Below are 20,274 nucleotides of genomic sequence, written 5' to 3'. Positions count from 1 at the left end.
GGCCTTAGAAGAAGGCCTGCAGTCCGGTCTGGGCCCGGCCCAGGATCAGGGCGTGGACATCGTGCGTGCCTTCGTAGGTGTTCACGACTTCCAGGTTGACCAGGTGGCGGGCCACGCCGAACTCATCGGAGATGCCGTTCCCGCCCAGCATGTCGCGGGCGAGTCGGGCGATGTCCAGCGCCTTGCCGCAAGAGTTACGCTTCATGATGGAGGTGATTTCCACCGCCGCCGTGCCCTCGTCCTTCATGCGGCCCAGGCGCAGGCAGCCTTGCAGTGCCAGGGTGATCTCGGTCTGCATGTCGGCCAGCTTCTTCTGGATCAGTTGGTTGGCGGCCAGCGGACGGCCGAATTGCTTGCGGTCCAGGGTGTACTGGCGGGCGGTGTGCCAGCAGGCCTCGGCTGCGCCCAAGGCGCCCCAGGCAATGCCGTAGCGCGCCGAGTTCAGGCAGGTAAAGGGGCCGCGCAGGCCGCTGACCTTGGGCATCATCTGCTCGGCGCCGACCTCGACCTCGTCCATGACGATTTCGCCGGTAATGGAGGCGCGCAGGCCAACCTTGCCATGGATGGCGGGAGCCGACAGGCCCTTCATGCCTTTGTCCAGGATGAAGCCGCGGATCTTGCCGTCGTCGTCTCCGCCGACCACCTTGGCCCACACCACGAATACGTCGGCGATGGGCGAGTTGGTAATCCACATCTTGCTGCCGCTGATCCGGTAGCCGTCGCTGGTCTTGACTGCACGTGTTTCCATGTTGCCGGGATCAGAGCCATGGTTGGGTTCGGTCAGGCCGAAGCAGCCTATCCATTGGCCGCTGGCCAGCTTGGGCAGGTATTTGCGCTTCTGTTCTTCACTGCCGAATTCATTGATGGGCACCATCACCAGCGAGGACTGCACACTCATCATGGAGCGGTAGCCCGAATCGATGCGTTCGACTTCGCGGGCGATCAGGCCGTAGCTGACATAGTTCAGCCCGGCGCCGCCGTATTCTTCGGGAATGGTGGCGCCCAGCAGGCCCAATTCACCCATTTCGGAAAAGATGGCGGGGTCTGTTTTCTCGTGGCGGAAGGCCTCAAGGACTCGGGTTGCAAGCTTGTCCTGGGCGTAGGCCTGGGCGGCGTCGCGCACCATGCGCTCTTCCTCGGTAAGCTGGGTGTCCAGCAAAAGAGGGTCTTGCCAGTGGAAGGAGGGGGCTGCCGACATAGGAATGCTCCGGTTCAGAAATGGATACAAAGATGGAAGACAGCCTGGCCGGCGGTTCCGGCCAGGCTATGCGTTTCGTTTACGACTGGGCCGCCAGGGCCTGTTCGCGAATCTTCTGCAAGGTGGTCGATGGCGAAATGGTTTCGGGATCGATCAGGCAGTGCAGTATGGCTGGTTTGCCGCTGGCCAGGGCTCGTTCGAAGGCGGGAGCGAACTGCTCGGTCGTTTCGACGCGTTCGCCATGGCCGCCGAAGGCCTGTGCGTAGGCGGCGAAATCGGGATTCTGCAACGCTGTGGCGGACGGGCGCGCGGGGTAGTGGCGCTCCTGGTGCATGCGTATGGTGCCGTACATGCCGTTATCGATCAGCAGCACGATGATGGGCAGCTTGTACTGCACTGCGGTGGCGAACTCCTGGCCATGCATCATGAAACAGCCGTCGCCGGCAAAGCACACCACGGTTTTCGACGGATCGATGCGCTTGGCACCGACGGCGGCGGGCAGCCCGTAACCCATGGAACCCGAAGTGGGCGCCAACTGGGTGCCGTAGCGCTGGAAGGGATGGAAGCGGTGCAGCCAGGTGGCATAGTTGCCCGCGCCATTGCACATGATGGCGTCGTCGGGCAGGGCTGTGCGCAGGTAGCTCATGACCTGGCCCATCTGCAAGGCGCCGGGGTGCTTGATTTTCTGCGGATCGGTCCAGGCCAGGTAGCTGGCCCGCATGCCATCCAGCTCGCCCGACCATGCCGGCTGGCCGGCGGGCTGAAGGGCGGCAACGGACTGGGCAAAGGATATCGGCGATACATTGATGGCCACGTCCGCGCGGTAGACGCGGTTCAGTTCCAGCGGATCGGGGTAGACATGCACCAGGGTTTGCGCCGGTACGGGTATGTCCAGCAAGGTGTAGCTTTGGCTGGCGATTTCCGACATGCGGCCGCCCACCAGCAGAATGAGGTCGGCATCCTTGATGTATTGCATCAGCGCCGGGTTGCCGCCCAGGCCCACGTCGCCCACAAAACAGGGATGGCTGGTGGAAAACAGCATTTGTCGGCGGAATTGCACCGCTACCGGCAAGCGATGGCGCTCGGCGAAGGCTGCGAACTGATCCACGGCTTCTTGGTCCCAACGCGTGCCGCCCAGGATGGCGATGGGCTTGCGAGCCTGCGCCAATTGCGCGGCCAGGGCTTCCATCTGCTGCGGGGTGGGCGCTGTTTCGGGCACTTCGTAATGGGGAGCATCGGCCACTTCGGCATACTCCACCAGCATGTCCTCGGGCAAGGCGATGATCACCGGACCGGGGCGTCCCGATGTGGCTACATGGAAGGCGCGCGAAATGATTTCCGGTATGCGCTCGACCTGGTCGATTTCGGTGACCCATTTGGCTTGCGTGCCGAACACGGCGCGATAGTCCATTTCCTGGAAGGCCTCGCGTTCGCGCATGCCGCGCTCGATCTGGCCGACGAAAAGAATGAGGGGCGTGGAGTCCTGCATGGCAATGTGCACACCGGCCAGGGCATTGGAGGCCCCGGGTCCGCGTGTGACCATGCAGATGCCGGGTTCGCCCGTAAGCTTGCCGTGGGCATCGGCCATCATTGCCGCGCCGCCTTCCTGACGGCATACCGTGACCTGGATTGAAGCGTCGTGCAATCCGTCCAATACGGCCAGGTAGCTTTCCCCGGGAACGCAAAAAACGTGTTTGACGCCTTGCGCCGCCAGTTGATCGACAAGAATATGGCCGCCCAGGCGGGGGCGCGGGGTGGGGTGTGAGCTTGCTTTCATAAGGTTCGAGAATAATGTGCGTTGGCTGCACAACGCAATTGATAAAATTGCACAATGTCTTGCCTATTATGCATAGTATGCAAGACGCCGATCAACATCCGTCGCCGTCGATTCTACCGCCGGCGCGGGCATTGCACTAAGATCAGTCCATGAGAAATGGCATACCCAATCTGGGCGCGCTGCAGGCTTTCGAGGCCACGGCGCGCCTGGGTTCTTTTTCCAGGGCGGCCGAAGAGCTGTCGCTGACTCACAGCGCGGTCTATCGCCAGGTCACCGGCCTGGAGGAGCGGCTGGGGGTGCAGCTGCTGACCCGGGTGCGCCGGCGCGTTGCCGTCACCGAGGCCGGCGCGGAATACGCGGCGCGCGTGCGCCATCACCTGGAGCAACTCGAGAAGGACACCTTCGGGCTGGTGTCGCGCTCGGGCATGGGCCGCAGCCTGCACATCGCCGTGCTGCCCACCCTGGCCACCACCTGGCTGGTGCCGCGCCTGCCCGATTTCCAGCGCCTGCATGGCGATATCGCGGTCAGCCTGTCCGTGCGGACCCTGCCCTTCCAGTTCAACGATCATCCCTTCGACGCGGCCATCTACCACGCAGCGCAGATCTGGCCGCAGACGGCGGGCATAAAGTTGTTCGACGAGGAGGAGCTGCTGCCGGTCTGCATTCCGGAGCTGGTGGCGGACGCTGCGGATCCGCTGCGCGCCCTGGATGGCCTGACACACTTGCACATGCTGTCGCGGCCCGATGCCTGGCGCCAGTGGTATCAGGCGCAAGGCAAGGAATACCTGCCGTCGATGAGCGCCGGTCCGCGCTATGAACTGTTCACCATGACGCTGGCGGCCGTCCGGGCCGGATTGGGCGTCGCCCTGGTTCCGCGCTTCCTGGCGCAGGACGAACTGGCCCGTGGCAGCCTTGTTGCACCGTCTCCCGGCGTATTGGCCGTCAGCGACGCCTACTTCTTCAGTTATCCGGTGTCCAGTGAACGCAGTGAGGCCTTGATCGCCTTCGAGTCATGGCTGGCCGGCATCACACAACCATGATGGAGGAGAACATGATCCATAATCCCTCGCTCCGGCCCGCAGGCGGGTTGGCCGCCATGGGAAGCAAGGCCTTGGGGTGCGGCGTGGCGCTGCTGCTGGCCGCGGCCTGCGTCTGGCCCGTCTTCGCGGCCCCGCCCCTGGACGCCGGCGAGGCCGGCCTCATTCAGGCGAAGGAGGACTTCCAGCCTGAAGCCGGCACCGGGCTGGGCGAGCGCCGTCTTGCGCGCGCACGTGACTACATGATCAGCAGCGCCAATCCGTTGGCCAGCCAGGCCGGCGCCCGCATTCTGGCCGAGGGCGGCAGCGCCACCGATGCGCTGATCGCGGCGCAGATGGTATTGAACCTGGTCGAGCCGCAGTCTTCGGGAATCGGCGGCGGCGCCTTTGTCGTCCGCTACGACTCGAAGCAAGGCGTGGTGCAGTCCTACGACGGCCGTGAAACGGCGCCCGCCGCTGCGCACAGTGATCGTTTCATGAAGGACGGCAAGGCCATTCCCTTCCGGGATGCCGTCAATAGCGGGCGGTCTGTGGGCGTGCCGGGCGTGGTGGCGGTATTGGGACTGATGCACGAACGGCATGGCCGGGCAAGCTGGGCCAGCCTGCTTCAACCCGCCATCGATCTGGCCGAGAAGGGCTTTCCGGTGTCCCCGCGACTGCATGCCTTGCTGGAGGACAACCAGGCTTTGCGGCAGCAAGCGGCGGCCGCCGCCTATTTCTACGATGCACAAGGCCGGCCATGGCCTGTCGGCCATATCCTGAGGAACCCCGCGTTCGCGGCCTTGCTGCGCAGCATTGCACGGGACGGGCCGCAAGCCTTCTATGAGGGCAAGGCGGCGCGGGACATCGTCGGCGCGGTCGCCTCGCATGCCGTGCCCGGCGACCTCAGTCTGGCCGACATGTCCGCCTATCGGGCCAAAGCGCGCCCGCCGCTGTGCGCGCCCTATAAGGCCTATACGCTGTGCGGCATGCCGCCGCCCAGTTCAGGCCCGCTGGCTGTGATCCAGATGCTGGAAATCCTGTCGCATACGCCGATTGCCCGTTTGCCGCCCACCTCGCTCGAGGCGGTTCATTACTTCTCCGAGGCGGGCAAGCTGGCATTCGCCGACCGCGATGTATACGTGGCCGACCCGGATTTCATCGACGTGCCGGTAAAAGTCTTGCTGGACCGGCGCTATCTGGCCCTGCGGGCGGGGCTGATCGAAGCGGATGCCACCATCGGAAGAGCGCCGCCGGGCGATCCGGTGGGCTTGAAGGCGATACGGGGCCAGGACGATTCCCCCGAGCTGCCGTCCACCAGTCATGTCGTGGCGGTGGACCGGGCGGGCAATGTGGTGTCCATGACCAGCTCGATCGAAACGGCTTTCGGCAGCAAGATTTTCGTGGATGGCTTCCTGCTGAACAACCAGCTGACGGATTTTTCGCTGTCGGGCGTGGATGAGCAGGGCAAGCCGGTGGCCAACCGCCTGGAACCCCTGAAACGGCCGCGCAGTTCGATGGCGCCCATGATCGTGCTCAAGGACGGCAAGCCCTTCATGGCCATCGGCTCGCCCGGCGGGGCGGCCATCATCAACTACGTGGCAAAAACCCTGCTGGGCGTCCTGGATTGGGGCCTGGATATACAACAGGCCATAGACTTGCCCAACTACGGCAGCCGGAATCGTTTTACCGAGCTGGAAAAAGGCCGGCTGCCTGGCCTGGCTCCCGCCTTGCGGGCCATGGGGCATGAAGTGCGGGAAGTCGATTTTCCCAGCGGCCTGCAGGGCATCGTGCTGACGCCCGACGGCCTGGAGGGAGGAGCGGATCCGCGGCGCGAAGGCGTGGCCGTCGGAGGCTAGCGGAAGACCACCGTGCGCTGGCCGTTCAGCAGGATGCGGTGCTCCACATGCGAACGCACCGCGCGCGCCAGGACCAGGGACTCCACATCGCTGCCCACCTGGGTCAGGTCATGGGCGCTCATGGCGTGATCCACGCGTTCGATGTCCTGCTCGATGATGGGGCCTTCGTCCAGGTCGGCGGTCACGTAATGCGCCGTGGCGCCGATGATCTTCACGCCCCGCGCGTGCGCCTGATGATAGGGGCGGGCCCCCTTGAAACTGGGCAGGAAGCTGTGATGGATATTGATGGCCTTGCCCGACAGCGCCTTGCACAGCCTGTCCGTCAGTATCTGCATATAGCGCGCCAGCACGACCAGGTCGACATTCTCCTTGTCCACGATATTCAGTATCTGCTGCTCCTGGTCTGCGCGCGTATCCGCATTCACCGGCAGATGATGGAAGGGGATGCCATAGGCGTGAGCCATCCCGGCGAAGTCCGGATGGTTGGACACGATGCCCGCGATCTCCACCGGCAGCTGTCCGCTGTGGGTGCGGAACAGCAGGTCGTTCAGGCAATGGCCCTGGCGGCTGACCAGGATCAGCAGGCGGCTCTTGCGCCGCGCGTCGTAGATCTTGGCCTGCATGCCGAACCTGGCCGCCACGGAGGAAAAAGAGGCTTCCAGGGCGGGGACGTCGGTCGGCTCGGGCAGCACGAAATGGACGCGCAGGAAAAAGCGTTGCGTTTCCAGGTCGCCGAACTGCTGGGCGTCGATGATGTTGCCGTGCAGGTCCAGCAGCCAGCTGCTGACGCTATGCACGATGCCGGTGCGATCCGGGCAGGAGAGGGTTAGGATATAGTCGTTCATGTGGGATGCAGCGGGGGTGTCTTGTACTGAGCGGGGAACTACAAAGAGGCTTTGACTGTTTGCGCAATCGCCAGGCATGCCGTCAGGGCGGGCGATTCCAGGCCGAACAGGTTGACCAGTTGGGGGACTCCGTGGGACGAAGGGCCGGCGATGATGAAATCGGCGGCCGGCGATCCGGGGCCGACGATCTTGGGCCGGATGCCGGTGTAGCCGGGGTTCAGCGCTCCGTCGGGCAGGGCGGGCCAATAGCTGCGCACAGCCTCGTAGAAAGCGTCGGCCCGGCGGGCGTCCAGTGTGTAGTCTTCGTGGTCCACCCATTCCGTATCGGGGCCGAACTTGGCCTGGCCGCCCATGTCCAGGGTCAGGTGCACGCCCAGGCCGGCCTCGTTGGGCATGGGATAGATGAGCCGGCCGAAGGGCGAGCGGCCGGCCAGCGTGAAGTAGTTGCCTTTGCAGAAGTAGGCCGGCGGTATCAGTGCTTCCGGCTGTCCGAGCAGCTTGCGCGCCGTCATGGGCGCCGACAGTCCGGTGGAGTTGATGACGCAATTCGCGGTCAGCTCCATGGCTTCGTCGCCTTTGAACTCCAGGTGGAATTCGCCCGAATCCAGGATGCGGCCCGCGCTGAATTCCGTGTGGAAGACGCATTGGGCGCCGTGGTTCTCGGCATCGCCCTGCAGGGCCAGCATCAGCGCGTGGCTGTCGATGATGCCGGTGGAGGGCGACACCAGCGCCGCGTCGCACACCAGCGCCGGCTCCAGTTCGCGCGCCTCGGCCCCGCTGATGCGGTACAGGTCGGTGACGCCATTGCGGGCGGCCTGGTCGGCGATCTGCTGCAGCTTGGCGCTTTGTTCCGGCGTTGCCGCGACGATGAGCTTGCCCAGCCGCTTGTGCGGTATGCCGCGCTCGGCGCAATAGGCGTAGAGCATTTCCTTGCCGCTGACGCATAGCCTGGCTTTCAGGCTGTCCAGCGCGTAGTAGATGCCGGCGTGGATGACTTCGGAATTGCGCGAGCTGGTGCCGGTGCCGATGGCTTCGGTCGCCTCCACCACCAGCACTTCCCGTCCGGCGAGCGCCAATTCACGGGCCACGGCCAGGCCTACAACGCCCGCTCCCAGGACGACACAGTCTATATCTGCTGCCATAGTTTTCTACATCAAAAAGAATACGCCGGCCGGTCTCAGCCGGACAGCGGTTCGGTCGAAGGGGTTAGATCAAAGTCGCCGGCATGATAAACCAGAGGCTGGCCGAAGTTGCGATGGCAACGTTCCACCTGGCCGATGAAAATCGTGTGATCTCCCGCGTCGTGCTGGGTCAGGTTGTAGCATTCGAACCAGGCGGCGCATTCGGCCGCATCCAGCATCAGCGTGCCGCCCGGAGCCCGCGCCAACGCCAGCCCCTTGAAGCGCTCGGCCTGGGGACCTTGCGCAAAACGTTTGGCCAGGGACAGCTGGGGCGCCGCCAGCACATGGACCACATAGCGGCGGGTTTGCAGAAAATGCGCCAGCGATGACGCTTTCTTCGACAAGGTCCACAGTATCATGGGCGGATCCAGGGACACGGAATTGAAGGAGCTGATCGTCAGCCCCACGGGCTTTGGGTCCTGGGCGGTTTCGGTGGTGATGACGGTCACGCCGGTCGCAAAGCGGCCTAGCGCCGATCGGAAGAAGCGGGAATCGAAATCGGGTGGGGTCGCTGTCATAAAGTGAAGCCGGCAGCGCGATCAGGGCGCCAGGCGCATGCGCGACCACTGCTTGTCCGGGCCGCGCTGGAATACCAGGCGGTCGTGCAGGCGCGACGGGCGACCCTGCCAGAACTCGACGTAATCGGGCGAGAGCCGATAGCCGCCCCAGTGCTCGGGCCGGGGCGGCTCGGCGCCCAGCGATTCGGTCAGGGCGGCATTGCGGGCTTCGAGCTCGGCGCGCGTGATGGGCTGGCTTTGAGGCGACACCCAGGCGCCGATGCGCGAACCCAGGGGACGGCTGTGGAAGTAGTCGTCGGACTCGGCCGCCGATACTTTTTCGACGGCGCCTTCCAGGCGCACCTGGCGTTCGAGCTCCGGCCAGAAGAAAAGCAGGCTGGCGTGAGGGTTCCGGGCCAGCTCATCGCCCTTGCGGGATGTGTAATTGGTAAAGAACACCAGTCCGCGCTCGTCGAAGCCCTTGAGCAGGACGATGCGTGCCGATGGCCGGCCGGCCGGCGTGGCGGTGGCAAGCGTCATGGCATTGGGCTCGGGCACCTGCGCTTTCAGCGCTTCGCCGAACCACAGGGTGAATTGTTCCAGCGGCGTGGCGGCCAGAGACGCTTCAAGCAATTCGAACTTTTCATACTGCTGGCGGATATCGGCAACGGACATGGCGGCAAGGATAAAAGTGATTAAGCCATAGTTTACTCGCTTGCGCGCAAGCTTCGCGGCCGTCGCGCCGTCGGCCGGCGCGGCGGCGCGGGCTCAGGCGCCGCCCGCCAGTGAACTGCGCAGCTCGCCCACCAAGGCTTGCAGCCGCTTGTCATGGATATTCGACTGCTTCAGGGCCTGCGCCGTTTCCAGCACATACTCCACGCAGGGCCCATAGCTGCCATGGGCATTGCGCACGATATGGATCAGGCGCTCGGTGGGCAGGCCGCGCACGTAGGCATCGGTGTTGCGGTTCATGGTAAAGACCAGGGCCGTGACTAGGCCATGGCCGGTGCGGCAGCTGAGCCATTTGGGGATGTAGGCGCCGCTGGGCATCTCGCGCCGCCAGAGCGCTTCCATGGTGCCGGGCACATCGCAGGCCGGAATGCGGTAGACCATGCCCCGGCAGGAGCCTCCGGCATCCAGGCCGAACACCAGCCCGGGCTGGTCGGGTGTGCCGCGGTTGACGCGCGACCAGAGGCACAGGGCGCGGTGATAGCCATGGAGCAGGGCGTCGCGCTTTTCGGTGAACTCGAACTCCGGTCGCCAGATCAAGGAGCCGTAGCCGTAAACCCAGATGTCTTCATCGGCCTTCCAGCCAGCCAGCGATTGTTGCAGGGAGGCGTGTCGTTCGGCTTCGGTAAGCAGGCGGAAACTGCCGGGGGCGGGGATGGGATGGGGGTCGGGCGAAAAAACGGTGTTCACTTTGCGGGCGGCTCCTGGCGCGAATGCACGCCTTATTTTACGGCAGTCCGGGGCGTCCGCCCGATCGTTTGTGCCGTCTGTCGCTTTTAGGCAGTACGCCGGCGGGGCGTACGGTAAACTTCTTTTCTGGCCCCGCCGCTTACCGATAGTGCGCCGGCGATCCATCCCATCGATTCCCGAGCCCGACATGTCCGATGCCTTTCCTCCCGATACCCTGCGCCGTTTCGGCGGCCTCGAGCGCTTGTACGGCCCGGACAGCCTTGGGCGGCTGGGCGCCGCCCATGTGACGGTGGCGGGCATAGGCGGCGTGGGGTCCTGGTGCGCGGAAGCGCTGGCCCGTTCGGGGGTGGGCGCGCTGGGGCTGATCGATCTCGATCATATCGCCGAATCCAATGTCAACCGCCAGTTGCACGCCTTGACCGAAACCCTGGGGCAGGCCAAGGTGGTGGCCATGGCCCAGCGCGTGCATGGCATCAATCCGGGATGCCGGGTGGCGATGATCGACGATTTCGTCAGCCCGGACAACGTCGGAGAGCTCATTCCGGCCGACACCCGGCTTGTCATCGATTGCACCGACCAGGCCCTCGCCAAGATCGCCATGATCCTGGAGGCGAAGCGCCGGTCCATACCCATCGTGGTGTGCGGCGGCGCGGGCGGCAAGACCAACCCGCTGGCCCTGCGCGCCGGCGATCTCTCGGCCGCCGTCAACGATGCGCTGCTGTCCAAGCTGCGCAATACGCTGAGGCGCCAGCACCGTTATCCCAAGGCGTCGGATCAGGCCGGCAAAGTGCGCAAGCGCGTGCCCAGAATGGGCGTGCGGGCCTTGTGGCTCGACCAGCCGGCCTTGCTGCCGGCGCACTGGCTGGGTGCCGGCGGCAAAGCGGATGGGCGGGACCCGATGGCCGGAATGGCCGATGGCAGGCAGGAACTGGGACAGATGGCGGCCCAGGCGCCGCAGGCCGCGGCCTTGCAGGGCTTGTCCTGCGCGGGCTATGGCTCGGCGGTGACCGTTACGGCCACCATGGGCATGGCGGCGGCCAACGAAGCCTTGCACTGGCTGCTGACCGGGCGGTTCACGGCCTGAGGCCAGCGGTTCGGGGATGTGGATGTTCCACCCCGATACGGCTTCATCGAAGACTCAGACTTCGATCGTGCCTTCCAGGTACTGCACGCAAGAGCCCGACACATACACGCGGTCGCCTTCGACTCGACATGTCAGCAAGCCGCCCCGGCGGGATGCCTGCAAGGCGGTCAGCAAAGGCTGGTCCAGGCGCCGGGCCCAGTAGGGCGCCAGGCCGGCATGGATGGATCCGGTGACCGGATCCTCGTCGCCGCCGTTCGCCGGCCAGAAATAACGCGATGCGAAATCATGCTGGACGCCGGGAGCGGTGACAGCCACGTCCAGCGGCGCCAAGGCTTTCAGACGCTGCAGGTCCGGCACGACATTCAGGACATCGTCCTGGCGGCCGTACACGGCAATATAGGCCTGCTGGTTCTTCAGGACTTCAAGCGGCGCGATGGAAAGGCCTTCTTTCAGCGCAGGGGGAATGTCCGCGGCGGCCAGGGGCGATGGCTCACGATTCGGGAAGCTCATTTCGATAAGCCCGTCGTCGCCTTGCACAACGACGATGTCTCCGACAGCCTTGGCCCAGAACGTCACTGGCGATGCGGCCATTTGATGCCTGAACAACACATAGGCGCTGGCCAGTGTGGCGTGCCCGCAAAACGCGATCTCGGTCATGGGCGAAAACCAGCGAATGTGGAACTTGCCGTTGGCATCGAGCACGAAGAACGCGGTTTCGGAAAGATTGTTTTCGGTCGCGATGGCTTGCATATCGGCTTCGGGCAGCCAGGTATTCAGGGGCACCACGGCGGCCGGGTTGCCCTTGAAGGGTGTGTCGGTGAATGCATCGATATGGAATATGGTCAGTTTCATGATGGGCGGGATACGGACGGAGTATCGGGAACAATGGCGATAGAATCGGTGTACGAATGGAGCATGACGGGCCATGTCCTCTCGATGAGGGGCTGTGCAAGCCTTAGCATAGCTCAGGCAAAGGCGGGATGCAGCAGGAGAAAACGGGGAGCGGACCCTGGACCCGCCGCCACGGGCGGCGGGTCCGGAATTTGCTGGGGCATCGAGGCCCGGCCGCCAAGGCGGGTGATTCCGCAAGGCGGTGGCCTTGCTCAGGAGAACGACATGAAAAAAATGCGGATTTTGCTATCGATGTTGCTTTTGGCGGCGCTTGCGGCCGGATGCAGCAATACCTTCCGCGGCGCCGGGCAGGACATCGAGCGCGGGGGGGAAAAGATCCAGGAGAAGGCGGGCTAGCGGAACCCGCGTGCCGTAGCCGCGATCTATGGGAGGCTGATGGATTCGATGATCTCGGCTGCGGCGCATGCGCTGGCGGCGGGCGACCCTCTGGGTGCCCTTGATCGGGTCGCTTTGCGCGACGATGCGCCTGCGCTTGCGCTTCGAGGAATTGCCCTGGCCCAGTTGGGGGACTTCAGCCGTGCCAGAATGCTCTTGCGCAGGGCGATGCGCGCTTTCGGCGCACGGCAGGCCGTCGCTCGTGCCAGATGCGTCGTCGCCGAAGCCGATATTGCACTGGCTTCGCGCGAGCTGAACTGGGCGGCGAAGTCTCTCGACGCGGCGCGGGCGACGCTCGAGGCGCATGGCGACAAGGCCAATGCCGCCTATGCGCGCTATCTCGAAGCCCGCCGCCTTCTGCTGCTGGGACACCCCGACGAGGCTGAGCGCAAGCTCGATCAGTTGAATCCGGCGTCCTTCCCGCCGTCGATGACGGCCATCCACGAACTGATCTCCGCCGGCATCCAGATGCGGCACCTGAAGGCGGCCGCGGCGCATGCCGCGCTGGACCGGGCCGGGCGCGCGGCGCAAAGAGCGGGCATCCCTGCGCTGACGGCGGAGGTGGACAATACGCTTCAAGTCCTGAACGCGCCGGCAGCGCGCTTGATGCGCAGCGGACTCGAGCGCTCATTGCGGCTCGGTGAAGTCGAAGCGCTCATGGAGTCCGAGGCGCTGGTCCTGGATGCGTTCCGGTATGTCGTGCGCGACGCCGGTAAAACCGTCTCGCTCGTACGGCGTCCGGTGCTGTTTGCGCTTGCTCGTGCGCTGGGGGAGGCATGGCCCCACGATGTGTCGCGGGATACGCTGGTTGCGCGGATTTTCCGTGCGAGGACCGCCGATGATTCATATCGCGCACGCCTGCGCGTCGAAGTGGGGCGCCTGCGTGCGGAACTTCGGGCTTTGGCCGATGTAAGGGCGACGAAACGGGGTTTTGCATTGGAGCCTCGCCGGGCGCGCGACGTCGCCGTGCTGGCCAGGCCGGTGGAGGAACGGCATGCGGCGGTACTGGCTTTCCTGGCCGACGGCGAATCCTGGTCCAGTTCGGCCCTGGCGCTTGCGCTTGGCGCCAGCCAGCGCACCGTGCAGAGGCAGCTCGACGCATTGACGGCATCGGGCAGGGTGCAGCCGTTTGGAAGGGGGCGCGCTCGCCGCTGGATTGCCTGCCCCGTTCCGGGATTCACGACAGCTTTGTTACTCCCGGACGCGATGTCGATCGGCTAGTGTGTAGTTTGGCTGGTTCGTATTTGAATGAACCCCACACTACTTGAGGATTGAAAACATGCACACATCAAGCGCTGAAGTCACTCGCGAATATGGGCCTCTTCCAGATGTCGAGGGCATACACGGAGTCACCTATGATGGGCGGCAAGTCTGGTTTGCCACGGATGGACGAATGAATGCGCTCGACCCCGACAGCGGAAGAGTGTTGCGTTCCATCGACGTTCCCGCCGACGCCGGAACCGCCTTCGATGGCAAACATCTGTTCCAGATGGCTAAGGGCCGCATCCGGAAAATCGACCCTGATACGGGTCGCGTGCTTGCAACGATACCGGCGCCTGACGGCCAGGTCTCGGGCCTGACCTGGGCCGAAGGCTTCTTATGGGTGGGACAGTACCGGGAACGCAAGATCCATCAGATCGATCCGGAAACGGGAGCCGTATTACGCAGCGTCCAGTCCAACCGCCATGTCACCGGGGTCAGCTGGGTGGACGGAGATCTCTGGCACGGCACCTGGGAAGACGGCGCCAGTGAACTGAGACGGGTCGATGCCTCGACGGGAGAAGTCCTGGAAATACTGGAGATGCCGCCCGGAGCGGCCGTATCGGGCCTCGAGTCCGATGGCCGGGACTTGTTCTTCTGCGGCGGCGCAGACCTTGGGGTGGTCAGGACGGTTCGCCGGCCACAGCCTGTCAGGTAGCCGCCGGCGAGCACGCTTGCGTGAATCAGGCCCCTGTCTTCGTTCGCTGATTGGACAGATAGATATTATCGCGCTCGATCTTGCGGCCTTCGTTCACGGCGGCGATCCAGTCCCGGGTCGTGGCGACGGCGGCGAAGCTGGAGTGGAACACGGTGCTGAATACCCGGTGTATTTCCTCGGCGCTGGCGCTGCCGGCCGAGTTCCTGTACGACGGCGATCCGCTCGCGTCCCCGAGGAACTCCACGTTCAGCCCGTCATGCGATGCATGATAAATCGTGGCCGCATCGCAGTTATGCGTCATGTAGCCCACCACGGTCAGTGTGTCGATGCTTTTATCCGCCAGCCATTGGGCGAGGTCGGTATCGGTGAATGCGCTGGCCATCTTCTTGTTTATCCGATGGTCCGCCGGGCGCTGCGCAACCGTGGAATGCAGTTGCCAGGCATCGGATCCCTGGGCGAACAGGGGCGAGTCCTTGGGGGCGTCGTGCTGCACGACAATGACGGGAATGCCTGCCGCGCGGGCGGCATCCATTGCAATGCCGATGTTTTGTAAAGAGTTCTCCACGGGCGGATGCTCGATCAGCAGATTTCCGGTGATGTATTCATTCTGCACGTCGATGACAAGCAAGGCGCGGCGGGGGGATACAGACATAATGCTCTCCTGAGTAAATGGGCGGGCGGATGATTTCGAATCAGGGCCTGCCACCTGATGGGTCCTATTGTCCGTTCGTCCTATGTGGAAAGACATTGGCCCGAAGGCATATATACGATAATATCGGGCCATGCGTACATTCACCCAGCCTGATCGATACAAAGTGGCCGTCATCGCGTTTGACGGCATGACCCCGTTTCACCTGTCGGTTCCCTGCCTGGTCTTCGGATCCAGGCAGGCAGATTCGGCGGCGCCGGCTTTCCAGGTGGACGTCTGCGCCTTCGAACAGCCGGTCATGAGCACGTCGGCCGGATTCGACATCGCCGTCAAGCATGGTCTTTCGGCGGTGGAGGAGGCCGATATCGTGATCATGCCCACCTGGCATGACGATTGCCGCGAGGCGCCGCCCATCCTGATCGAAGCGCTGCGCCGTGCCCACGCCCAGGGCGTGCGAATCATGGGCTTGTGCCTTGGCGCATTTCCGCTGGCCCAGGCCGGCCTGCTGGACGGCAAGTCCGCCTCGACCCACTGGGCTTATGCCGAAGCCTTATCCAGGCGCTACCCCAAAGTAAACGTCAATCGCGACGTGCTTTATGTGGACGAGGGCGATGTCCTGACGTCCGCCGGCGTCGCGGCCGGCCTGGACTGCTGCCTGCATCTGTTGCGCCGGCTGTGTGGCGCCGAAGCCGTCAATCGCGTGGCTCGCCAGCTCGTGGTTGCGCCGCAGCGTCAGGGCGGGCAGGCCCAATTCATCGAGCGGCCGCTGCCGGTATCCCGCAGCGACAGCCGATTCTCCGAGGTGCTGCAGTGGGTGGAGCGTCACCTGGAGCAAGCCCACAGCCTGGATTCGCTGGCCGGGCGCGCCGCGATGAGCCGGCGCAACTTCACACGCCGTTTCCGCCAGGCGACGGGCACCTCGTTCAAGCAATGGCTGCTGAACCAGCGGCTGGCGCATGCGCAACGCATGCTCGAATCGGGCAACGCATCCATCGATGTCGTGGCTCAGCAGGCGGGCTTCGGGTCCGCGCTTTCGCTGAGGCAACACTTTCGGGCGGTTTTTAAAACGACACCGGCCGCATACCGGAAGCTCTTTCGCGGAAATCCACAGGCAAAAGCGGCTTGATGCCGGCTTCCCGCGGCTGCCCGCCTTTCGGGCCAGATCCTACAGCAAGCGAAAGGCCAGGACTGCAACCAGGGTTGGCGGCAGCGCCGCGATCAGCAGCCCCAAGGGCTGGATGGCATTGTGGGAGAACTTCTCCTTCAGTATCGCCGCACCGGCGGGATTGGGCGCATTTGCGATCAAGGTCAGGCCGCCGCCGGTAACGGCGCCGGCCACAAGCGCCGTCTTGAAGTCCAGGCTCAGGCCTTCCACCAGGGAGCCAAGATAGGTCAGCGCGGCATTGTCGGTGATGGCGGTCAGGGCCGTGGCGCCGAAGAAAACCGCGTTCGCATCCATGCCCATCAGCACTGGCTCCAGCCACCACTGCTGCAATCCCCCCAGGACGACCAGGCCGGCCAGGAAGAAGGCGACCAATAAAGCCTCCCGGAGAATGAGCGGATCCTGGTGCCGCTGGTACGCGGTGGCGAATCCCAGGAAAAACAGGAGCAGCCCCAGGAATACGGGAGGGTGGTGCGCAAAGGCCACGATCAGGATCAGGAAAATCAAGTGGATCAGAATGACCGCGGCGGGCAAGGAGCCGCTCCGATCTTGCGGCCGGGCCCCCATATGGCCCAGCTCGCGCCGGAACAGCAGCATGGCCGAACCCGCATTGAGCAGCACGGCGATGGCGGCTTTCCATCCGAAATTGGAAATCATGAACCAGATGTCCCAGTTCCACTTGGCCGCAACCATCAGCACGGGCGGCGCCGCGAATGGGGTCAGGGTGCCGCCTATGGATACATTGACGAACAGGACGCCCAGGGTCGCATACTTGAGTTTGTTGGAAACCTCGCGGGAGAACAGGGTATCGCGCAGCATCAGCGCGGCCAGCGTCATGGCGGCGGGCTCGGTAATGAAGGATCCCAGCAAGGGCACAAACGCCAGGACCAGGAAGTAAAGCGCCATGCCTTGAGGCAGGGGCAGGTAGTGAGCGATGAGCCGCACAGCTGAGCCCGCCAGCTGCAGGATGGGCCGTGTGCCCGCCACGACCATGATGGCGAAGACGAACATGGGTTCGGTGAAATTGCGGGATTCCAGATAGGCCGTTGCCTCCTGTTTGCCGTTGATGCCGAACATGAAGAGCATCAGCACCATGGCCCAGAAACCGAAAACCACTTCGACCTCGCCCAGCAGATGCCAGATGCCGGCATGGCGAGGCTGGGTATGGGCCAGGCGTTCGAAGTATTTGGTGGAAAAGGTGTGCAGGACGGCCAGGCCGAACAGGGTGGCGCCAATGATCTGGATAAGTGAGGGTGTGTTCATGGATCGGGTCGTGTGAAAACCGCGTGGCGGCCCGACCATCGCATAAACCTGCCACACCCCAATGTGTGAACACCCGCGTTGGAGTATAGCGTATGAGCCGCCAGGAGGGCGACTCCCGCCGCCGTGCTTGCGGCGCCTACGTCCCGCCCAGTTGACGCGGTCCCGACGGCGTCTGGATGTAGGCGACCAGGTGGGGCGCGATGCCGGCCGGCGCAGGCAGCATGCGCAGCACCCCGTCGAAACCGATGCTTTCAAGCATGCGGTTGCCCAACCCGGCCTCCGGATGAAAGGCATCGACCCGGATCAGTGCGCAGCCCATGTCCGGCATGGCGGCGGCCGGGTGAGCCTGGCCCCGCCATTGTATTAGGGCTGGCGCAATGCCTTGCAGAGGCAGCTTGCCGTCTTCGGATAGGGTGATGCTCCATTCCAGCTGCCCGCGCGTCATGGCTTCGACGTGGCCCAGCGGCACGGGCGACGCCGTGCAGGCGTCATGGATGCTGTTGCTGCGGGCGACCCATGTCGCAAGGCGCGGCGTCGGGGGCGAGCCATCGAGCTCGAACCAGCGCGGGCGATCGGGCGGCAGCGCTTTCGGATTGACGGCGATGACTTCCAGATAGACGTCGGCGCCCAGCCTGAGCACCAGGTTGTGGGTGCCCATGCGCGGATGTTCACCGCCCACTTGCGGGACGATGCCCACTGCATTTTCCACATAGGCTGCGCCTTGTTCGAGTGTGGGCGCCGTCACGACGAGATGATCGATATGAGAACGAAGCATGGCCGGTCCGGACCTCCTTGGGGCTTCATGACGCCGGGGCGCGTCAGCTGCGGCAAACCTTAGCATAGCCTGCTGCCGGCCATGCACAGAGGCAATATACTAGCGCCAGCCGTATTCGACTTCACATTTTTTGCCGACGGAATGAATCAGACCTTCACGCCTCCCAGTTATCACGACGCTCCCGATGCCACCTGGACCACCGCCGATCTTTGCGACCGGGCCTTGAGCACGCCGGCGCTCAACTTGCGCGTGCTGCCGCCCGTTTATCGATCGTTCGGTGGCCGGCCCTGGTATTTCGGGCCGATACTGGCGGTACCGGGCGCTTGTCCGAGCGAAGGCTGTTCGCTTGCGGCGATTCTGACGGAGCCCGGATTGGGGCGGGTGCTGGTGGTGGATGCCACGGCCGTCGGAGCCTGCGCGATTCTGGGCGACCGCATGGCGGCGCTGGCCGTGCATAACGGCTGGAGCGGCGTGCTGATGCACGGCTATGTGCGTGATACCCAGGTACTGGCCCGGATGCCGGTGGGCGTGCACGCGCTGGCCGCGGTGCCGAACCGGCCAGCAAGCATGCCGCCCGCGCGTGCCGGCGGCGAGCTCATGCTGCATGGCCACGCCATCCGCACGGGCGATTGGCTCTACGCCGATGCCGACGGCATCGTGATCACGTCGATTCGCCACACCGAAGCGGGCGCCTAGCGCCCGTCAACGCTACAGGAAAGCGATCCACCGGCCAGCCAGAACGGCGGCAAGCCAGATCATCAGCGATGCAAGCGCCTGCACTCGCACAATGGCGGGCACGGCGGCGTCGGGCAGCAGCGCCTGGCGCCAGGCCGTGCTGGCGCCCAGCCACAAGGCATTCAGCACACCGGCCGCCACCAGCGCCATCTTGACCAGGAAAGCCGTGTTGCCGATGTATTCGCCGGGTTGCGTAATGAACAGCCAGAAACCGGTCAGTATCGCCAGCGCCAGGCCGCCGGCCGCCATCCGCGACAGAAAGGGGCCGACAAGGTTCAAGGGCAGCGACCGGCCTGCCCCCAACAGGCGCAAGTCCAGCGAAACAATGGATCCCACCAGCACGCCCAGAAAGACGATATGGGCGGCATTCACGAGCAGATAAGCCGTGCCCGATTGTTGCAGCAGCAAAGACGGCGGCAGGCCGGCCAGCCACTCCATCCATGCCATGGCTTATTTCGCCTTCCTGATGCGGTCGGGGTAGATGTCGTAGGTTTTGCCATTCACGGTGATCTGTACCGCTTTCATGCGCTTCTCGCCATGATCTTTGGCGCGATTGCCCGTGGCGGTGATGGTGTCGCCAACCTTGGCCGATCCTTCGACGAATCCCGCCCGCTTGGTCTGCGAGGGATTGCCCAGTTCGATGCGCCACACGCCGTCGTTCGGTGTCTCGACGTCCAGGCGGGGGTGGGGCGGAATGATTGCAACGGATTTCACGGTGCCCGTAAGCTCCATCTGTTCTGCTTCGGCCCATTCCCAGCCGTGATGCGCCCAGGCGCTGGACAGGAACAGGCAGGAAGCGAACAAGCCTCCTGTGGTGACGGACAACAATCGATTAGACATGATGACCCCCTTTGACGCTTCGGTGGAAACCGGCTTAGCCGCGCTTGGGTATGTCCAGCCCCTTCGCCACGGCCGGCCTGCTTAAAAACGAATCGAGCACCCGGCTTACATTGTGGAAGTCCTGTATGCCCACCAGTTCGCCCGCGCCATAGAAGCCGATCAGGTTGCGCACCCAGGGAAAGATGGCAATGTCGGCGATGGTGTAGCTGTCGCCCATGATCCAGTCGCGGCCGTCGAGCTGTTTGTCCAGCACGCCAAGTAGTCGCTTCGATTCGGCCACGTAGCGGTCGCGCGGACGCTTGTCTTCGTAGTCCTTGCCGGCGAACTTGTGGAAGAAGCCCAACTGCCCGAACATGGGGCCTATGCCGCCCATCTGGAACATCAGCCACTGTATGGTCTCGTAGCGTCCGGCGGCGTCGGCCGGCATGAATCGCCCGGATTTCTCGGCCAGGTAGATCAGGATGGCGCCCGACTCGAACAGCGGCAGCGGCTTGCCTCCTGGCCCATCGGGATCCAGGATGGCGGGAATCTTGTTGTTGGGGCTGAGGGAAAGGAACTCCGGCGAAGTCTGGTCATTCGTGTCGAAGCTGACCAGATGGGGCTCGTAGGGCAGGCCGGTTTCCTCGAGCATGATCGAGGCCTTGACGCCATTGGGCGTGGGCAGCGAATACAGCTGGATGCGCTCGGGATGCCGGGCCGGCCATTTGCGGGTGATGGGAAAAGCGGATAGATCGGGCATGCATGTCCTTCGGTTGGGTCTCTGCATACA

General features: G+C 64.2%; 22 protein-coding genes. 8 read left to right on the top strand and 14 right to left on the bottom strand.

Going from position 1 to position 20,274, the window contains the following annotated elements; genetic code table 11:
• Positions 1-4: 4 nt before the first annotated feature.
• Entirely contained in the window at positions 5-1,198 is a 1,194-nt protein-coding gene (locus OEG81_RS13610) for an acyl-CoA dehydrogenase (protein ID WP_264129811.1), read from the bottom strand.
• 79 nt (positions 1,199-1,277) lie between these two features.
• A complete protein-coding gene (locus tag OEG81_RS13605; protein ID WP_264129810.1) occupies positions 1,278-2,975 on the bottom strand; it encodes a thiamine pyrophosphate-binding protein in 1,698 nt (565 codons plus the stop codon).
• Between the two features lie 149 nt (positions 2,976-3,124).
• Between OEG81_RS13605 and OEG81_RS13600 the strand changes: the two genes are divergently transcribed.
• Both OEG81_RS13600 and ggt read left to right on the top strand, forming a co-directional pair.
• Positions 3,125-4,015 carry a LysR substrate-binding domain-containing protein gene (locus OEG81_RS13600; protein ID WP_264129809.1) on the top strand — a complete coding sequence of 297 codons (891 nt, stop codon included), beginning with the start codon at positions 3,125-3,127 and terminating at the stop codon, positions 4,013-4,015.
• A 56-nt stretch (positions 4,016-4,071) separates the two neighbouring features.
• Positions 4,072-5,850 carry a gamma-glutamyltransferase gene (ggt, locus tag OEG81_RS13595; RefSeq protein WP_412034146.1) on the top strand — a complete coding sequence of 593 codons (1,779 nt, stop codon included), beginning with the start codon at positions 4,072-4,074 and terminating at the stop codon, positions 5,848-5,850.
• On the opposite strand, the gene purU is transcribed toward ggt, so the two are convergent.
• From purU to OEG81_RS13570, 5 genes are all read right to left on the bottom strand, one after another.
• Complete coding sequence (gene purU, locus OEG81_RS13590; RefSeq protein ID WP_264129807.1) at positions 5,847-6,695, bottom strand: formyltetrahydrofolate deformylase; 849 nt, start codon at positions 6,693-6,695, stop codon at positions 5,847-5,849. The genes ggt and purU overlap by 4 nt on opposite strands.
• Positions 6,696-6,733: 38 nt before the next feature.
• Positions 6,734-7,837 carry an NAD(P)/FAD-dependent oxidoreductase gene (locus OEG81_RS13585; RefSeq protein WP_264129805.1) on the bottom strand — a complete coding sequence of 368 codons (1,104 nt, stop codon included), beginning with the start codon at positions 7,835-7,837 and terminating at the stop codon, positions 6,734-6,736.
• Positions 7,838-7,872: 35 nt separating this feature from the next.
• Positions 7,873-8,394, bottom strand: a complete 522-nt coding sequence (locus OEG81_RS13580) for a flavin reductase family protein (protein ID WP_264129804.1) — start codon at positions 8,392-8,394, stop codon at positions 7,873-7,875.
• Positions 8,395-8,415: 21 nt separating this feature from the next.
• Positions 8,416-9,048: a pyridoxamine 5'-phosphate oxidase gene (gene pdxH / locus OEG81_RS13575; RefSeq protein WP_264129803.1), complete on the bottom strand. Its 633-nt coding sequence runs from the start codon at positions 9,046-9,048 to the stop codon at positions 8,416-8,418.
• Between the two features lie 93 nt (positions 9,049-9,141).
• Entirely contained in the window at positions 9,142-9,792 is a 651-nt protein-coding gene (locus OEG81_RS13570) for a gamma-glutamylcyclotransferase (protein ID WP_264129801.1), read from the bottom strand.
• A gap of 187 nt (positions 9,793-9,979) precedes the next feature.
• Here OEG81_RS13570 and OEG81_RS13565 point away from each other — a divergent pair, with 187 nt between their 5' ends.
• On the top strand, positions 9,980-10,876 hold the full coding sequence (locus OEG81_RS13565; RefSeq protein WP_264129799.1) for a tRNA threonylcarbamoyladenosine dehydratase: 897 nt from the start codon (positions 9,980-9,982) through the stop codon (positions 10,874-10,876).
• Positions 10,877-10,930: 54 nt separating this feature from the next.
• Here the strand turns inward: OEG81_RS13565 and OEG81_RS13560 are convergent, their stop codons facing one another.
• Positions 10,931-11,728: a PhzF family phenazine biosynthesis protein gene (locus OEG81_RS13560; protein WP_264129798.1), complete on the bottom strand. Its 798-nt coding sequence runs from the start codon at positions 11,726-11,728 to the stop codon at positions 10,931-10,933.
• A gap of 264 nt (positions 11,729-11,992) precedes the next feature.
• Here OEG81_RS13560 and OEG81_RS13555 point away from each other — a divergent pair, with 264 nt between their 5' ends.
• From OEG81_RS13555 to OEG81_RS13545, 3 genes are read left to right on the top strand one after another with little or no spacing between them, the layout of a single operon-like run.
• Positions 11,993-12,124, top strand: coding sequence for an entericidin A/B family lipoprotein (locus tag OEG81_RS13555; RefSeq protein WP_264129796.1), 132 nt, complete (start codon positions 11,993-11,995; stop codon positions 12,122-12,124).
• Between the two features lie 39 nt (positions 12,125-12,163).
• On the top strand, positions 12,164-13,384 hold the full coding sequence (locus OEG81_RS13550) for a helix-turn-helix domain-containing protein (RefSeq protein ID WP_264129795.1): 1,221 nt from the start codon (positions 12,164-12,166) through the stop codon (positions 13,382-13,384).
• A 58-nt stretch (positions 13,385-13,442) separates the two neighbouring features.
• Positions 13,443-14,081, top strand: coding sequence for a PQQ-binding-like beta-propeller repeat protein (locus OEG81_RS13545; protein ID WP_264129794.1), 639 nt, complete (start codon positions 13,443-13,445; stop codon positions 14,079-14,081).
• A gap of 25 nt (positions 14,082-14,106) precedes the next feature.
• Here OEG81_RS13545 and OEG81_RS13540 read toward each other — a convergent pair whose 3' ends face one another.
• Complete coding sequence (locus OEG81_RS13540; RefSeq protein ID WP_264129793.1) at positions 14,107-14,733, bottom strand: cysteine hydrolase family protein; 627 nt, start codon at positions 14,731-14,733, stop codon at positions 14,107-14,109.
• Between the two features lie 130 nt (positions 14,734-14,863).
• On the opposite strand from OEG81_RS13540, the gene OEG81_RS13535 reads away from it, so the two are divergent.
• Complete coding sequence (locus tag OEG81_RS13535) at positions 14,864-15,856, top strand: GlxA family transcriptional regulator (RefSeq protein WP_264129792.1); 993 nt, start codon at positions 14,864-14,866, stop codon at positions 15,854-15,856.
• A gap of 39 nt (positions 15,857-15,895) precedes the next feature.
• Here the strand turns inward: OEG81_RS13535 and OEG81_RS13530 are convergent, their stop codons facing one another.
• Complete coding sequence (locus tag OEG81_RS13530; protein ID WP_264129791.1) at positions 15,896-17,155, bottom strand: putative Na+/H+ antiporter; 1,260 nt, start codon at positions 17,153-17,155, stop codon at positions 15,896-15,898.
• Between the two features lie 136 nt (positions 17,156-17,291).
• Positions 17,292-17,930: a VOC family protein gene (locus OEG81_RS13525; RefSeq protein ID WP_264129790.1), complete on the bottom strand. Its 639-nt coding sequence runs from the start codon at positions 17,928-17,930 to the stop codon at positions 17,292-17,294.
• A 141-nt stretch (positions 17,931-18,071) separates the two neighbouring features.
• Here OEG81_RS13525 and OEG81_RS13520 point away from each other — a divergent pair, with 141 nt between their 5' ends.
• Positions 18,072-18,626 (top strand): ribonuclease, encoded by a 555-nt coding sequence (locus OEG81_RS13520; RefSeq protein WP_264129789.1) that lies wholly within the window; start codon positions 18,072-18,074, stop codon positions 18,624-18,626.
• Between the two features lie 12 nt (positions 18,627-18,638).
• On the opposite strand, the gene OEG81_RS13515 is transcribed toward OEG81_RS13520, so the two are convergent.
• From OEG81_RS13515 to OEG81_RS13505, 3 genes are read right to left on the bottom strand one after another with little or no spacing between them, the layout of a single operon-like run.
• Positions 18,639-19,112, bottom strand: coding sequence for a DUF6644 family protein (locus OEG81_RS13515; protein WP_264129787.1), 474 nt, complete (start codon positions 19,110-19,112; stop codon positions 18,639-18,641).
• 3 nt (positions 19,113-19,115) lie between these two features.
• Positions 19,116-19,505, bottom strand: a complete 390-nt coding sequence (locus OEG81_RS13510; protein ID WP_264129786.1) for a DUF6152 family protein — start codon at positions 19,503-19,505, stop codon at positions 19,116-19,118.
• 34 nt (positions 19,506-19,539) lie between these two features.
• Positions 19,540-20,244, bottom strand: coding sequence for a glutathione S-transferase N-terminal domain-containing protein (locus OEG81_RS13505; protein WP_264129785.1), 705 nt, complete (start codon positions 20,242-20,244; stop codon positions 19,540-19,542).
• Positions 20,245-20,274: the final 30 nt, after the last annotated feature.

Origin of the sequence: Pollutimonas sp. M17 (assembly GCF_025836975.1) — a bacterium.
Classification (GTDB): Bacteria; Pseudomonadota; Gammaproteobacteria; order Burkholderiales; family Burkholderiaceae_B.
The sequence above is the reverse complement of the archived record's forward strand: the minus strand, read 5'-3'. Positions and strand labels throughout refer to the sequence as shown.

Coding starts and splice junctions, on each gene's coding strand:
- OEG81_RS13610 (WP_264129811.1), bottom strand. CDS start 1,198: ATGTCGGCAGCCCCCTCCTTCCACTGGCAAGACCCTCTTTTGCTGGAC.
- OEG81_RS13605 (WP_264129810.1), bottom strand. CDS start 2,975: ATGAAAGCAAGCTCACACCCCACCCCGCGCCCCCGCCTGGGCGGCCAT.
- OEG81_RS13600 (WP_264129809.1), top strand. CDS start 3,125: ATGAGAAATGGCATACCCAATCTGGGCGCGCTGCAGGCTTTCGAGGCC.
- ggt (WP_412034146.1), top strand. CDS start 4,072: ATGGGAAGCAAGGCCTTGGGGTGCGGCGTGGCGCTGCTGCTGGCCGCG.
- purU (WP_264129807.1), bottom strand. CDS start 6,695: ATGAACGACTATATCCTAACCCTCTCCTGCCCGGATCGCACCGGCATC.
- OEG81_RS13585 (WP_264129805.1), bottom strand. CDS start 7,837: ATGGCAGCAGATATAGACTGTGTCGTCCTGGGAGCGGGCGTTGTAGGC.
- OEG81_RS13580 (WP_264129804.1), bottom strand. CDS start 8,394: ATGACAGCGACCCCACCCGATTTCGATTCCCGCTTCTTCCGATCGGCG.
- pdxH (WP_264129803.1), bottom strand. CDS start 9,048: ATGTCCGTTGCCGATATCCGCCAGCAGTATGAAAAGTTCGAATTGCTT.
- OEG81_RS13565 (WP_264129799.1), top strand. CDS start 9,980: ATGTCCGATGCCTTTCCTCCCGATACCCTGCGCCGTTTCGGCGGCCTC.
- OEG81_RS13560 (WP_264129798.1), bottom strand. CDS start 11,728: ATGAAACTGACCATATTCCATATCGATGCATTCACCGACACACCCTTC.
- OEG81_RS13555 (WP_264129796.1), top strand. CDS start 11,993: ATGAAAAAAATGCGGATTTTGCTATCGATGTTGCTTTTGGCGGCGCTT.
- OEG81_RS13550 (WP_264129795.1), top strand. CDS start 12,164: ATGGATTCGATGATCTCGGCTGCGGCGCATGCGCTGGCGGCGGGCGAC.
- OEG81_RS13545 (WP_264129794.1), top strand. CDS start 13,443: ATGCACACATCAAGCGCTGAAGTCACTCGCGAATATGGGCCTCTTCCA.
- OEG81_RS13540 (WP_264129793.1), bottom strand. CDS start 14,733: ATGTCTGTATCCCCCCGCCGCGCCTTGCTTGTCATCGACGTGCAGAAT.
- OEG81_RS13535 (WP_264129792.1), top strand. CDS start 14,864: ATGCGTACATTCACCCAGCCTGATCGATACAAAGTGGCCGTCATCGCG.
- OEG81_RS13530 (WP_264129791.1), bottom strand. CDS start 17,155: ATGAACACACCCTCACTTATCCAGATCATTGGCGCCACCCTGTTCGGC.
- OEG81_RS13525 (WP_264129790.1), bottom strand. CDS start 17,930: ATGCTTCGTTCTCATATCGATCATCTCGTCGTGACGGCGCCCACACTC.
- OEG81_RS13520 (WP_264129789.1), top strand. CDS start 18,072: ATGAATCAGACCTTCACGCCTCCCAGTTATCACGACGCTCCCGATGCC.
- OEG81_RS13515 (WP_264129787.1), bottom strand. CDS start 19,112: ATGGCATGGATGGAGTGGCTGGCCGGCCTGCCGCCGTCTTTGCTGCTG.
- OEG81_RS13510 (WP_264129786.1), bottom strand. CDS start 19,505: ATGTCTAATCGATTGTTGTCCGTCACCACAGGAGGCTTGTTCGCTTCC.
- OEG81_RS13505 (WP_264129785.1), bottom strand. CDS start 20,244: ATGCCCGATCTATCCGCTTTTCCCATCACCCGCAAATGGCCGGCCCGG.